This window comes from Lactobacillus apis (genome assembly GCF_003150935.1).
In the GTDB taxonomy this organism is placed as follows: domain Bacteria; phylum Bacillota; class Bacilli; order Lactobacillales; family Lactobacillaceae; genus Lactobacillus; species Lactobacillus apis.
Window position 1 is genome coordinate 109128 of sequence record NZ_CP029476.1, and the last position, 14782, is coordinate 123909.

Genomic DNA, 14782 nt, shown 5'->3' on the forward strand with positions numbered 1-14782 from the left:
CACGATGACGTTATCAGGATTGATTAAAGTCAATAATAAGCGCGCTCTTTGTGTGATTTTGCTGTACTTCGTATACGCTGTTACTGGAACGCTTGATCTATATATTTATCAATACGCCATCAACAACTTGGGAAGTGGTAACCTAGGCGGCTTTATTTACTGGCAGGTAATTGAACTAATTCCTACTATTTCTGGCTTTTTTATTTTGCCAATCGCTACTTATTTATTTAATAAACAAATTCAAGAATATGTAGATGAAATAAGAACCAAAATGGTTAAGCACTTTTATGTAACCAACAATTTGACTACCGCGAAGATGCAAAACCAGTTACAAAGTAACCTTGATTTACTAACCAGTAAATATGCACTACCTTGGATTGAGATTTTGAGTAACCTATTCATTATTTTAATGTCTGTGGGAGCACTCTTTAACCTTAACTGGATTTTTGCCATAGTGACGGCTTTCTTCATTTTTCTTGACTTATATTTGCCTAAGGTTATGGCAAAGCGGACTGCTAAAGCAAATATGCAAGTCTCCCAACAAAACGAAAAACTTTTGACCGTAATCGGCGATTGGATTGCTGGTTTAAATGAATTGCGACGGTATAATTCGTGGTCAATGCTAAACAGGGAGTTGAGTAAATATTCAGACAAGTTAGAAAAGTCTAAAGTGAAACGGACCGAAGTAGAGATGTACTCTAGTGCAATAAATGGTGTTGGCAATACAGCTGGTCAAATCTCAATTGCTTTTCTGGCGGGTGTTTTGTTTTTTGCTGGATATATCAAAATTGGTGCAGTGTTATCGTCTACAGCCTTTGCATACAATGTTTTTTCTGCAGTTATGGCTATCACGGCTGCTACAGTCAAAATTAGATCCACGCAGAGCGTCAATCATCAGACTAAGCAATTGACCGAAAAAGTGCAGAGCAAACCTGTTTCAAACAGTTCGATTAATAAAATTGAAATCCACGATTTGGCGCTGAAATATGGGCCAAAAAAGGAGCTACACTATCCCGACTTTGTTATCAGCAAGGGTGAAAAAGTTTTGCTAACCGGTGATAGTGGCACCGGTAAGTCCAGCTTGTTTAAAGCAATTTTAGGTGAAATTAAACCGTATCACGGTGAAATTATTTTTAAAACGGAAGAAGGCAAGCAATTTTCACCTGCTCCAAATGAAATTGGCTATTTAGCACAAGATCCCAGAGTATTTCCTGGTACGATTGCTGACAATATTACGATGTTCAAAAAGCAACTTTTAGATCAGGTACCAGGCGTTCTTAACAAAGTTCAACTAACATCAGATGTGGCCAGTTTTCCGCTAGGGATCAATACTGAAGTTGACTTAGATCAAGGCAACCTTTCTGGTGGTCAACGGCAAAAAATTATTTTGGCAAGGGAAGAAATCTTTAAAAATGACATTGTTCTGTTAGATGAGGCTACGAGTGCAATTGATAGTGCTGCTACAGAGAAAATCATGCACGAGCTGACTACTTCTGACAAAACGATTGTAGTAATTGCTCATAATTTGAACGATAAAGTTAAGGCAATGTTTGATAAAGAAATTAAATTAGTAAGCAACAAAGAGGAAAAAGATGAATTTTAAAACATTTTATCGGACGAATCGCTTACGGGTGTGGGTAATTGCCTTTTCAAGTCTAATGCAGCCCTTTGTCTTAATTGCTGCTGCTTACCTTAATATGTTGGAAATTAACACTTTACGAGACCATAATAAAAAGGCTTGGCTAATAATCCTGCTTGCCTCATTACTGGGCTACTTGCTCTCCAACTTTTTTGATATGGTGTCCAACTATCTACTAGCTACTCATATTAGGGAATTTAATCAGCAATTAAGGGGCAAGATTCTTAGGCATCTTTATGATGAAAAAAGAACGTATCAAGTCGCTGAAGTTGAGAATCAACTGACAAATGATTTGAACATGGCAAATGATCAGTACTTTAACTTGCTACCAACTATCTGCAATTTTCTTGGCTATATTATTTTTTCCGTAATTGCATTGTTGACGATTAATTGGACGCTGTTAGTGATAACTCTACTAACAGTCTTATGCTCAATATTTTTGCCTAAACTAATTGATAAGCCAATTCAAAAGGCAATGGAGAATGTGTCGCTTAAAAATAGTCAATATTTAGATTTGATTGAAAAATGGCTCAGTGGAATTACCGAATTGCAACGTTATGCAGCGGGCGAACACTTAATGAAGGTGATGCATGTAGGTGCAAAAAAGTTGGAGGAGGCAAAACTAAACCAAACTGCGAAACAGCAAGTCTTATCAATTATTACTGGGAGTATTTCGCAAATAATGATTTTTGCCTTATTTATATGGACAGGGGTGCTAATTAAAGGGCATATGGCTCCTTTCGGTGCGATTGCTGTTATCGGTAATTTTAGTACGTACATGTCTACTGGAATTGAATATTTACCATTTTATCTAGGCTTAATTAAGGGCACTAGTTCATTAAGAGACAAGATTACCGTGGAAACTTTACCTGTAAGAGAGCATAGTGAAACTGAAATTCATGAAAGTCCCTACGCCTTCAGGACAAAAGACTTAGCAGTGAAATTTCAAAATGGTGAAGCCCTAAAATTTCCAGATATTGAGGTCAAGTATGGTGAGAAAATTTTACTTACTGGTGATAGTGGAGCAGGTAAATCAACCTTATTTAAATTGATTCTAAACTTTCTTGCGCCTAGCTCTGGGCAACTTGAGTTTATGAATCAAGCAGGTGAAATTATTGAACCTGATCTTACTAAGATCGGTTATATTGCACAGGATCCTATTTTGTTCCCAAGCACTATTAAAAGTAATATTACAATGTTTAACGATCAGCTGGATGGCCTGGCTGAAATAGTAGGGCAAAATATAGGGCTCACTGATACATCATCTTTTGCACAAGGGCTTAATACTGAAATTAATCTGCAAAAGCTGAATATTTCCGGTGGTCAAAGACAAAAAATCATTTTGGCACGTGCACAGGTCCATGATAGTAATATTTTATTAATTGACGAGGGAACCAGCGCGATTGATCAAACAGCAACACTGGAAATCTTGCAACAACTATTGCAGAAGCCCAACACCGTTATTTTCATTGCACATAACTTCAATGAACATATGAACAGCATGTTTGATCGAGAAATTCATTTGAGTAAATAAAAATAGTTCCAAAAAGTATTAACTTGATGGAACTATTTTTGTTACTTTAAGGTAAACAGTGCAAGGTTGACTAATATTAAGATGACGCCACTCCATAGCCAATCACTGGTTTTAAGTGGCACTGCAACAATCACCGAGCGTTTCGCACCTTCGACGTAGCCATGAGATTCCATTCCTTGCGCCAGATTTTCAGCTGAATTCAGCGCTACCAAGATGGCTTTGAAGTATAAAACAGGTGACCAAAAACTGAGGTAAACTCCGCGCATCATTCCAGCAATGCGAATTTGCTTAACTGCTCGTTTCATTTGGGGGATGATATTTAATGCAGCCAAGACACCATAAGCAAACTTACTTGGTAAATGAAAATTCTGTTCGAGTGAACGGGCTAATTCTTCTGCAGTTGTTTTGATCGATACGCAACAGATTGTTAGTGTGTAGACATAAATACGGCTAGATAGACTGAGTGCATTTTCGAGGTTAGGCTGCGGGGCAAACCAGTAAAGAGTCGCAAAAATGGTGAATGCCGCAATTAATGGCGTAAGCAGGGTAAATAATAGACTTTTAAATTTGATTTTTTGCGTAAGTAAATAGACAACGGCAAAAACAATTACCAATAAGTTAGTTGTTAAACTAGTTTTAAGCGATAACTCAATTGAAATGATCAGTGCTAAAAGAAATTTGAAACTAGGATTCATCTTTTACCTCACTTATTACTGTATGTTAAATAATGATTACTAAAAACTAAATGGTAGTCACACCAGTCGGCAAGATTAGTTAATTCATGACTGATAATAAGCAACGTTTGGTGACGCTGTTTCTGACTCTCATGCAATAAGTTCATGACTTTTTGTGCCGATTCATGATCTAAGCCACTCAATGGCTCATCAATCAGTAACACTTTTTGGCTGGAAATTAACATTAATAAAATCTGCAACTTCTTTTGTTGACCGCCTGAAAGAGAATAGACAACTTGATCTTTGGTTTGACTTAAGTCTAGATAATCCAACATTTCGGCTATTTTTTCTTCTGTAAAGTAGCTATCTTTTGCTTGCTTCAGACTGAGCTTGATTTCGTCTTCAACCGAAACGGCAATAAATTGGTCGGTTGCGGTTTGAAAAATTTGCCCAACCTCTAGTAAGTATTTTCTTGTCGTCTGGTTACGGATCTCACGCTTGTCGTAGGTAACACTTCCTCTGTATGGGAGCATTTTAGTCAGAACATTAAATAATGAAGTCTTGCCAACACCGTTGGCACCGGTAATTAGTGTTGTTTTGCCAGCAATGATGTTTAGATGGTCTTGCTTTAACAGAATACGATTTTGTTCAACTTGAGCATTAGTTAAAACAAAACATGGTGTTTCATTTTCAGGAAGGGCAAAAGTATAAGTGTGTTCCTGTTGACTATCATGTAATAACTCATTTTTACTTGCTTCATCTAGCAGCGTGACATTATCACGTTTAAATTGAAACAAGTAGTCACAAATGTTTTCATAGCCGGTCAAAACATGGTCAGTTAAAATAATCGTTTTTCCTTTATCCCTTAAATGCGCCAATTTAGTAATTAAAAATTGACGTGCTTCAGGATCGCAGCTAGCAAACGGCTCATCAAGTAAAAACAAATCAACATCCATTGCGACTAAGACAGCTAGTGCAACTCGTTGTTGCTCACCACCCGATAGTGTCGTTATTTTCTGATCTAGCAACTGTTCAATTTGCGTAAATTTTGTTGCATCGTTGAGCCGCTCTAGATATTGATCACGACTTAGTTGTAAATTTTCGAGAGCGAAAATTATTTCTTCTCGTGGTGTTGCCATAGTGAACTGCTCACCGGCATTTTGAAACATCATCGCGGAACGTAATCCATCTAATTCAACTGTTCCGCTAACTTTACCAGCATATTTAGGATAAAGTCCGGCTAAAATTTTTAATAAAGTGGACTTACCACAGCCAGTAGGCCCAATGAGTAGTGAAAATTTGCCGGTTGGAATTTCGAGTGTAATGTTATTAAGTATTTGCTGTTGCTCGTCATATGAAAATGAGAGCTGGTTTGTTCTGATCAATTTTTCTTACCAAGATAAATAAAAAGCCATTGAACAATGATGTTCAACGGCGCAAAATAATTAGTTTCCCTTCGCTGGCATTGTCCAAAGCAGGTTCAATGGGTATGTTCTCAGCCTAACGGCACCCCTTTAGTATATTCATGATTATTATACAAAAAGAACCTAGTACTTGTCTAGATTGCAGCAAGAAGTGAAAAAAGCATACGGGTTTTTGTTAAAAATGATAGTTCAAGTCCAACTTAGTGCTAAAAATTACGATATAATAAAATTATGAAAAAAAGATACTAATAGGCGGGTGATAACTATGGCAACGGTAAAACAGGAACAGTATTTAACAAGTGTAATTGATGCAACTACTTCTGATTCCAATGAAATAAGATTGAGTCCAGGCAGTAATGACTTTGACTTGTTTACAATTAACCTCGAAAATCATAACGGCGGGGTCCATCGTTATCAAACAACAGGACTAACGATTCTTTATGAAGCTGTTGGGACTACAAAAACCAAAATTAACGGTCAGGCGTTCACGATTTCTGCTGGTAATATTATTCTTTTGCAAAAAAAGAGTGAATATGAAGTGGAAAAGCAGGGCAAAAAAGATTTACTAGTTAAAATAGAACTTAGTCAAAGGCTGTCCGAACAATTTACTCTAAAAAAGAAACAGTACTTTAGTGAGCAAGAAAAAGCTGTAATTGATCACATCAGTAAGCTAATGACAACAAATAGACTATTAAATCTGAACTGTTCAGCAATGTCGCGCTCTGCACAAATAATGAAAAAGATTATCGATGAATATCTTAATCAGGATCTTTTTGTTGAAAACATGGTGCTTGCCGAGCTTAGTATCTTATTTGTAGCAGCACTTAGAAACAAGGACTTTGAAAAGGCGCCGACTGCAGCACCTAAATTTGCACAAACAGCCTTGGAACAATACATTGATGAGAACTTTGCCGATGCTACTTTGAATGAAGCAGCCAAACATTTTGGCTTGAATCCGAATTATTTTTCGACCTTGGTTAAGCAGAAGACTGGTAAAAGTTTTGTCGAACACGTTGACGAGAGGCGAATGCAGGAAGCGCGCAATTTACTTGCCCGTCCCGACATTTCAGTCAAGGAAATTATTACTAGAGTGGGTTATAATGGGAAATCATTCTTTTATAAAAAGTTCGGTGAGTACTATCATGAAACGCCTGTTCAAATGCGGGCTGAACTGTTTAGACAGGCCAATATTAATCTGAAATAAAATGAGCAAAAAACGCACCCCTATAAGGGATGCATTTTTTAATAACTAAAATTACATTTTTTCTAACCGCTCAATTCGGTCCTTTGTAGGTGGATGACTATCAAATAAATGTTTAGTACCCCTTTTATGAAGTGGGTTTTCGATGTACATTCCCGCGCTACTTGGATCTGCTTGTTTCATTGGATCAGAACCATCAATTTTTTCCAAAGCAGATATTAATCCTTGCGGATTACGTGTTAATTCGACTGAGGAAGCATCTGCTAAGTATTCGCGATTACGCGATAATGCCATTTGCGCAAGACTAGCACAAAGTGGTCCCAAAATAAGAACAAAGACAATCGCAACAATTTTAAAAACCATTACAATAGCGTTGTTACTATCATTGTCACTATCACGATCATCATCAATCCACCAGATATAGCGGCTGGCAATACCAGATAAATATGAAATAACGCCTATTAAAACAGCGGCAATGGTTGAAACTAAAATATCATAGTTTCTAATGTGAGAGATTTCGTGTCCTAAAACGCCCTCGAGTTCTTCACGATTCATCATGTCGAGGAGTCCTTGTGTAACTGCCACTGCTGAATGCTCAGGGTCCCGCCCTGTTGCAAAGGCGTTTGGACTGGCATCATTAATGATGAAAACACGCGGCATCGGAACTTTACCAACAAGAGCCATGTCTTGAACAACATGCCATAACTCGGGATTGTCAGCTTCATGAACTTCTTGGGCATGATTCAAGCTCATTACTAAGTTAGCCGGATTGGGCAAAACTATTAGCAAATAGATTGCACAAGCAACAAGGGCAATAATCAGTCCCAAGATTGGATTGTCCGCAAAAAGATAGCCGAATCCAACGCCAGCAAGAGCTAAAATGAGCGTAAACACCACCATGATGCCAGCTGTTTTTCGTTTATTACGAGCAATTTGTTGAAATAACATGAGATTAGTATCTAAAATTTAACCTTAGGAACTTCTTTTTCAGCTTCGGCTGTCTGCAAGTAATCAACCTTTTTAAAGCCGTGGATTCCAGCAACAATATTTGAAGGGAAGGTTAATAGCTTTTGATCGTAAAGAGCAGCAGATGAGTTGTAAAGCTGTCTTGAATAAGCAATTTTGTTTTCAGTGTTAGTTAATTCTTCTTGCAATTTAGCAAAGTTTTGGTTTGCTTTTAAGTCAGGATAGTTTTCTGATAAAGCAAAAATAGTTTTTAAGCTATCTGAAAGCTGATTCGATACCTTTAAAGTTTCAGCGTGATCATCACTAGGAATGTTAGTTAATTGATTACGCAGTTGAACTACCTTTTCTAGTGTCTCACTTTCATGCTTAGCATAACCTTTGGTGGTTTCAACTAAGTTAGGAATTAAGTCGTTACGACGCTTTAGCTGAACATCAATTTGACTCCAAGCTTCGTCAGTATATACTTTGGCTTTTTGCAAGCCATTGTAGATAGCGATATAAATTGCCAATATTAATACGACAATAATTACTGCTATCCAAATTGTTAAGGTAAGATTAGACATTGTTTTTCCTCCTAGAATAATATTAGTTAATTATAACTGATAACTGTGCACTTGAATATAAAAAAAGGCTTTACACAGCGTTTACTGGTAAAACCTAATAAATAATTAACTTTTAAACTAGGAGCAGTACCCAGCCAATTAAAGTCAAAATAAGCAAACCGGCGAACTGCATCACAATCCATTTTTTGAAAAATTCACCGCGTGAAACTGAGGCATTTTGTGTAAAGGTCTTGAGCACTAGCATGTTAGCCATTGAGCCAATTGGTGAGCCAAAGCCACCGATATTAGAGCCTAGAAACAGTGCCTTGGCGTGAGTGGTGAACTTACCGACTAAGATAGTTGCAGGTACGTTACTGATGACTTGGCTTGAGAGGATGGAAGTAAAGTAGGTAGAAGTTTCAGAATTCACCGTTGCGTGAATTAAACTAACGACGATTGGAATCTGTTGGATATCACTAATGAAAATAAAAAAGCAGGTAAAAGTTAGTAATAGTGCGTAATCCACTTTTAGTAAAATTTTGGGATTGATTAGTAGAGCCAAGATAATCGCAACAATCATTGGAATTACTACATTGATAACTTTAAAGACACCCAAAAAGAACAGAGCGAAAACTGCGGTAGTGATAACAGTTGGTCGTACACTAATTTCAATTTGTTTAATATCTTGAACTGGAATCTTGGTGCGCGGAATAAAGTGAAAGATAATGAATGCGATCACCAAAGCAGAAAGTAGTAATGGCAATGACCACGAGAAAAACTCAAGAGCATTAACAGAGTACTTGCTGACAAGAAAAATGTTGTGTGGATTCCCCCATGGCGTAAACGCGGCACCGATATTTGCGCCCATGCCAATTAACGTAACCGGCAAAATTTGTGGTAAATCGCATCTTTTGGCAATATTTAAATATAGTGGAATCAATGTAAGAGCAGTTATGTCATTACCTAAGAACATTCCAGAGATGATTGCTAATAAGGTGAACAAGATATTCAGTTTCTGCATGTTATCAGCAATACTGGTCAATTTATAGGCTAAAACATCAAGAACATGCAAGTAAGCATAGATTTGAATGATAGTTAGCATTGCAGCTACAGAAAAAATTGTATGTAAATTAATGTCTTCGAGACGCGGTCTAGCGAAAAAAAGGCTTATCAGTGTCACCACTGCAGTAATTTGCAAAATGCGGTCACTAAAAACTTTTTTTAAGACGGTCATAAAATGTCCCCTTTCACACATTACAATCATCCAAAGTCAATAAGTCTATTTTGAGCTTTTTTTTCTGTGTTCGCAATATATATTTTTGGCTAGCAAAAAGGATGCAAGATTAATAAACATAATTTTTGACTTCACAACTTACTATACCCTATACTTAGGGAAACAGACAAAGATTAGGGGGTAATTTTATTATGAGTAATTCAGAAACTGTTAAAGTAAATATCAAACCTGAAGCTGCAGATAAGATTAAGGGCCAAGTTAAGGATGGCCAAGTAGTTTTGTTATCATTGAATGATGGTTCTAATAAGTATTCTGACGTTGGTGGTACATGCACCGTTGGTTCAAGTTTCCAATTTGTGATTTTGGATCAAAAAGACCCTGACTTTACAATTGAAGTTGAGAACAATGCAGGCCTTGACTTATATACTAGTCCTGCTGAAATGCAATACTTAGGTAACGACTTAGTTGTTGATGAAAAGAATGCAGCAATGAGTCTTGCAGACGATGGCGGCGTGATTGACGGTGCTGTCACAGTTAATGAATATAATAAATAGAAATAGTAACAACTAATACGCTAAAACTTTTTAATTAAATGCGAAAAGACAGTCTAATTTAGATTGTCTTTTTGTTTTTGTGAAAAAATAAATGGTAATAAGTTACTTTTAAGGAAGCATCCTTGCCTGCTTGAGCCTTACGTGGTAAACTAAATGAGATTTTCGAAAATCTGAAAGGAAGTATAGTACTATGCGTAAAGGTGAAAATTACAACACTGGTTGTGAACCAAACCAAAGACCTAAGAACAAGAAAAACGGTAAGAAGCGTGTTGCTCACGTAGCAGCAGTTGTTGCTTTCTTGAACAAGGCCAAAGCAGACGAAAACAAATAGTCTGAAATAAAAACGATAAAGGCGGATCAATTGTGATCCGCTTTTTTTCTTACCATAATTTGGGGTAAAATTGACTTAAGAAGCATTTAGCCAAAAGGAGCAGTGATAAAGTGAAATTTCAATGCGGTGCATGCGGATTGCGTATCAATTCAAGACACTTTAAACAAGCGGGGTTAATGAATCCACAATTGACTAGCATTTGTGATATCTGTATTCAAAGTGGAAAAGAACCAGCAGACTTTGCCAATACGGCGGTTGCTATCTTTGCCCAAGGACTGCTCTATACTTTTATTGGCAAAAATGAAACAACGAAAGATGATGAAGAGGCCGCTTTTTTGGTGACCAAAAAAGATCAGCGAAAACGTTATGAGGCCTTTATCCAAGATTACGATGGAAATGAGTTGGCCCAACAGCAGCTTAAACGAGCCGAGTTTAATCAAGCAATAATTGACAGTGAAACAGGAAAAAGCGACTTTCTTCCCCGCCTTGAATTAACCTTTGCCGAAAACCTTGAAAAAATGGGCTTGAGTGTTGATTTTAAACTTAATGAAGTCGACTATATTGATCGTGAGCGTATTCGGGCCAAGTACCATTATCGCTGCCAATACTGTGGCCGAAGGGGACGCAGTGTTGATCATAAGGATCCCGTTTCACTTTCACACAATAATGACCTCGATAATTTGATTCTTTCTTGTCAGGAATGTAATCGAATTAAGTCTAATATGCCTTATGAATTGTTTGTTAAGCTGAACAGTCAGATTCCCCAAGTCAACCAGAAACTAGTGAAGTATGAAAATGCGTTGGCAACACTTAAAGGAGAGTTTGAACAAAAAAGGCGTGAATTAGTGGCAAAAATGCATCTTAAGGGTGTGGTCAATGATCCAGAACTAAATCAGATGCGTAAGCAAAATAAAAAGTTGCAGGATGCAATTGATAGCCTGGATAGTGACTATAACGAGTTGCGTTCTTTACGTGAACAGCACTTTATGACAGGCTGGAAATTAGCCCAGGAAAAGGAAAAAGACGATATCATTTGATTTTAAAGGACTAAAATAAGTTGTAAGAGGAGGAATAAAGTATGAAATTTCAAAAAGTAAAAGGAACTAATCTACCAAAAATAGGCATTGGTGTAGCTTTGGCACTCTTAGGAATGACGAGTGGAAGCGGCCTTGTCTCGCATGTTTTTGCGGCCGCTACTGCACCTGCTGCAAGTGATAAAACCGATAGCACAAAACTTAACACAAATACTGCTAATACTCAGCTGGGCTTTTGGACAGGTACAGATGGAGATTGCACGTGGAAATATGATGTTCTGACTAATACATTGACTATTAGTGGTGCTAAAGGTGCACAACTTTCCAGCACACCTTTTACTAAAGAGCTCAGTTTGGCTGGAAATATTAAACATATCTCTTTTGAAAATCCTGTACAGCTGGCACCTGATTCAAAAGAAAAATTTGCTCAATTAAGTTCACTACAAGATATCAAAGGCCTAGACAAAGTTGATACTAGTAAAGTAACTAATATGTCAAAGCTCTTTTTAAGCGATTCGAACTTAACGGATCTTGATGTCAGCCACTTTGGCACTAGCCAGGTAACTGATATGAGCCAAATGTTTTTTGGTTTAGGAGCGCCCGAACTAGATGTCAGTCACTTTGATACCAAAAATGTAGTGAACATGAACAGCATGTTTGAATCCGCAAAGGCTAACCAGTTGGATTTGAAGAATTTCAACACATCCAAAGTAACCGATATGGGAAATATGTTTAATAATACTGTTGTTAATCAATTGGACTTAGACCACTTTGATACCAGTAACGTAACTAACATGGCCAAAATGTTTGCGGATGCCAAGGTTACACAACTTAATCTTAAAAACTTCAACACACAGAAAGTGACAGATATGAGTGGGATGTTTGCAAATGACAGCCTAACTGATTTAGACTTGAGTAATTTTGATACTCACAATGTTACTAAAATGAACGGCATGTTTGAGAAGCTTAAAAAAGTAACCAGTCTTGATTTAAGCCATTTCGACACCCAAAATGTAACAACAATGGCGTATATGTTTGCTGACGCATCTGATTTAGTAAAGGTAAATACCACTGGCTGGGATACACGTAACTTAACAGACACGCAGTATATGTTTAAAAATATGAATAGCCTAACAGATTTCGATTTGGGCAATTTGAATACCGGTAAGGTTGAGGATATGACAGGCATGTTTTCCGGCTTTAACCATCTTGATCAACTGGACTTAAGTAAATTGGACACCCGCAATGTCATTTATATGGTTGGTATGTTTGAAAAAGTTGCAAACGTTAAGAAAATTGATGTTAGTCATTTTGATGTTCGCAAAGTTACGCGTACTTTCAATATGTTCAGAAATTGTACAGCTTTATCCGAAATAAACTTGAAGGGATGGAACCCCAAGAGTTTGACGGATATGGGAAACATGTTTAGAAACGATAAAAATTTAGTTAATGTCGATTTGGGCAAGCTGAACACTAAAAATCTTTACAGCACGATTGACCTATTCAGAAATGATACCAAATTGGAAACTGTAGACTTACGCGGCTGGAAAACGAGTAAAGTTGTTGAAACTGCTAGAATGTTTATGGATTGTCCTAATCTAACATACGTTAACTTACGTGGATGGAAAATGTCCAAGCTAGATGATTCAACGCAAATGTTCTATCATGATAAAAAGCTGACTGGCGTTGATCTTAGTCATTTTAATATTCATAACAGTCAAATATTACTACAAGCTGGCAATCCTGAAGGTTTTGCAGTCAAGTTAGGACATTACAAATTGCGCAAGAGTTCGGGAGTGGGCAAAGGCTTTAAGCATATTCAAGCTGTTGGCAAAGGAACAATTAGAAACCCTAAGGGCAAAAAGTATACTGCAAAGCAGCTACAAAAACTTTATAGTCATTCTGCCAAGAAGAGTCCTAAAGAAACCTATGTCATGTATAATGGCAAAAAACCGCAACTGCCAAAATCACTTCATTTTTAATTTTTAGAAAAATAAAAGGATTAGCTCAGCTTTGAACTAATCCTTTTTAGTTTATCTTTCTAGCAAACTTTAACTGAAATCTTCGAAGTATAAAGTTTTTATCTGCGTTTTAGTGGTTTCTAATAGCCAGAGTGCTTCATCTACCTGTGCCAATGTCGCTTTAGTTGATCTTAAAACAACAGCTGCGTTGACTAAAGCATAGTCATAACCAAGTGTAAGCCCAGCATGGCGGCTACTGCCAGTAATATTTTGCTGCTCAGAATCAAAGGCTTTCTGTAGCTGTGCTTTATCGTTGTCAGTTGCTATTTTTTGTTTCTGTTCAGCTTCTAATGGAGTATTTAAAGGCGAAAGTTTTATACCGTCATAAAAGTTTACATCGCTAGCTTTGACGAAACTGTTAACGGAAATTATTTTTTCAGTCGTAGATAAACTATTCTCATTGGTCTTTTCATCATCTGTAGGACTGCTTAATTGCGTTCCGTCATTATTGTTGAGGTCTTTTCTGTTAAAGCTGCGGCTTAGAAGATGGTAATACAATTCGGCTTTGTTTTCAGCCTTATTCCAAATATAGAATAAGCCATCAACATTGAAAGCAGACAGCTCTGCAGTATTAAAACTAACCCCAATAGGATTGCCTGTGACATCATACAGCTTAACATTTGTAGAAGTTTTTGATTTGACGAAACTACAGACTTGGGCAAGGTAATCGGAAGTAGGTAAGTAGTTTCTCAAACTGATATAATTTTCATATATGTATTCGTTAGGATGATCATGCAGGCGGAAAATATAGCCTTCAAAATCTTCGGCCCAAGGCCTAACAGCTAAATCAACTTTTATTTTCTGTCCCTTTTTTAAAATACGTTTTGTTTTCTGATTTTTGATAGTTTGAGTTGCTGTCGTTTTTAAGACGGTGGCTGTTGTGACACCATTATAAATCAGGGGATAACCATCAAGACTTGTCACATTATTGGCTTTGATATAATGGTTTTGTCCGATTGCATAATAATTTTTGCCCTTAATTTTAGTAAGTGGAAGATAGAAATAATGCTCATTGTCATCTGATTTATAATACTTACTATAATAGTATTTTGGCTTTGATTTGGCCTCTTTAACTGCGCCTTGATACTTAACAATGGCTCGTTTAGGTAAAGTATAACCGCTCTTATTACCGGCTTTAGTGTATACGGCTGATTTTTGATTTAAAACCAATTTGCCTTTTTTGCTGTTTTTACCGTTGATTTCTTTGATATCAGCCATACTAATGTAGCAATCACTACCAATATTATAGAATTTTTGACCATTAATTATTTTGGTGCCGTAGTATTGCATAACATCTGCATTAAATTCTGGAATGTACTTGTAGCCATTGATATCATCGTCAGCATAAGGCAGATATTTGTTCTTATTTTTAATTTTATGACCATATTTATTATAGAGATGGGCATCGTAGATTAACGTGATTTTCCCCTTTGCGGCCACTTTACTGCTTTTAGCAGCGGCAACTATTTGCGTTTGGCTAAAATTAGTTAGAAATGGAGTGGTAACTAAAATCAAAGCAGTCATAGCCAATCCAATCTTTTTTGTTAGTTTCATGATTTACCTCCTTACTAATCCTTTCTATTAAATTTATTATAACTTAATATCTGTATAGTAAAATACGACTTAAG

13 protein-coding genes are annotated in these 14782 nt (G+C 36.8%); 7 read left to right on the forward strand and 6 right to left on the reverse strand.

All coding sequences use genetic code 11. The annotated features are described in order from the left end of the window. Nucleotides 1-4: 4 nt before the first annotated feature. The gene (locus DKL56_RS00500) at nucleotides 5-1603 is read left to right on the forward strand and encodes an ATP-binding cassette domain-containing protein (protein ID WP_109715010.1); all 1599 of its coding nucleotides are present in this window, start codon (nucleotides 5-7) and stop codon (nucleotides 1601-1603) included. Beyond that, complete coding sequence (locus tag DKL56_RS00505; RefSeq protein ID WP_109715011.1) at nucleotides 1593-3173, forward strand: ATP-binding cassette domain-containing protein; 1581 nt, start codon at nucleotides 1593-1595, stop codon at nucleotides 3171-3173. The genes DKL56_RS00500 and DKL56_RS00505 overlap by 11 nt, the downstream gene beginning before the upstream one ends. 41 nt (nucleotides 3174-3214) lie before the next feature. Here the strand turns inward: DKL56_RS00505 and DKL56_RS00510 are convergent, their stop codons facing one another. Both DKL56_RS00510 and DKL56_RS00515 read right to left on the reverse strand, forming a co-directional pair. Next, nucleotides 3215-3868, reverse strand: a complete 654-nt coding sequence (locus tag DKL56_RS00510) for an energy-coupling factor transporter transmembrane component T family protein (RefSeq protein ID WP_109715012.1) — start codon at nucleotides 3866-3868, stop codon at nucleotides 3215-3217. An 8-nt stretch (nucleotides 3869-3876) separates the two neighbouring features. Beyond that, nucleotides 3877-5232: an ATP-binding cassette domain-containing protein gene (locus DKL56_RS00515; protein ID WP_109715013.1), complete on the reverse strand. Its 1356-nt coding sequence runs from the start codon at nucleotides 5230-5232 to the stop codon at nucleotides 3877-3879. Between the two features lie 304 nt (nucleotides 5233-5536). On the opposite strand from DKL56_RS00515, the gene DKL56_RS00520 reads away from it, so the two are divergent. After that, the gene (locus tag DKL56_RS00520) at nucleotides 5537-6475 is read left to right on the forward strand and encodes a helix-turn-helix domain-containing protein (RefSeq protein WP_239440583.1); all 939 of its coding nucleotides are present in this window, start codon (nucleotides 5537-5539) and stop codon (nucleotides 6473-6475) included. Between the two features lie 51 nt (nucleotides 6476-6526). On the opposite strand, the gene htpX is transcribed toward DKL56_RS00520, so the two are convergent. The 3 genes from htpX to DKL56_RS00535 form a co-directional block, all read right to left on the reverse strand. Then, complete coding sequence (gene htpX / locus DKL56_RS00525; RefSeq protein ID WP_109715014.1) at nucleotides 6527-7420, reverse strand: zinc metalloprotease HtpX; 894 nt, start codon at nucleotides 7418-7420, stop codon at nucleotides 6527-6529. Between the two features lie 11 nt (nucleotides 7421-7431). Then, nucleotides 7432-8001: a LemA family protein gene (locus DKL56_RS00530; RefSeq protein ID WP_046305843.1), complete on the reverse strand. Its 570-nt coding sequence runs from the start codon at nucleotides 7999-8001 to the stop codon at nucleotides 7432-7434. A gap of 112 nt (nucleotides 8002-8113) precedes the next feature. Beyond that, nucleotides 8114-9214, reverse strand: coding sequence for an SLC13 family permease (locus tag DKL56_RS00535; RefSeq protein ID WP_109715015.1), 1101 nt, complete (start codon nucleotides 9212-9214; stop codon nucleotides 8114-8116). Between the two features lie 191 nt (nucleotides 9215-9405). On the opposite strand from DKL56_RS00535, the gene DKL56_RS00540 reads away from it, so the two are divergent. From DKL56_RS00540 to DKL56_RS00555, 4 genes are all read left to right on the forward strand, one after another. Continuing rightward, complete coding sequence (locus DKL56_RS00540) at nucleotides 9406-9768, forward strand: iron-sulfur cluster biosynthesis family protein (RefSeq protein ID WP_046305846.1); 363 nt, start codon at nucleotides 9406-9408, stop codon at nucleotides 9766-9768. A gap of 190 nt (nucleotides 9769-9958) precedes the next feature. Beyond that, a complete protein-coding gene (locus DKL56_RS07885; protein ID WP_090094091.1) occupies nucleotides 9959-10099 on the forward strand; it encodes a hypothetical protein in 141 nt (46 codons plus the stop codon). A 110-nt stretch (nucleotides 10100-10209) separates the two neighbouring features. Then, entirely contained in the window at nucleotides 10210-11136 is a 927-nt protein-coding gene (locus DKL56_RS00550; protein WP_109715016.1) for an HNH endonuclease, read from the forward strand. A 41-nt stretch (nucleotides 11137-11177) separates the two neighbouring features. Next, nucleotides 11178-13115 (forward strand): BspA family leucine-rich repeat surface protein, encoded by a 1938-nt coding sequence (locus tag DKL56_RS00555; protein ID WP_109715017.1) that lies wholly within the window; start codon nucleotides 11178-11180, stop codon nucleotides 13113-13115. A gap of 69 nt (nucleotides 13116-13184) precedes the next feature. Here DKL56_RS00555 and DKL56_RS00560 read toward each other — a convergent pair whose 3' ends face one another. Then, a complete protein-coding gene (locus DKL56_RS00560; RefSeq protein ID WP_109715018.1) occupies nucleotides 13185-14708 on the reverse strand; it encodes an SLAP domain-containing protein in 1524 nt (507 codons plus the stop codon). Nucleotides 14709-14782 lie beyond the last annotated feature (74 nt).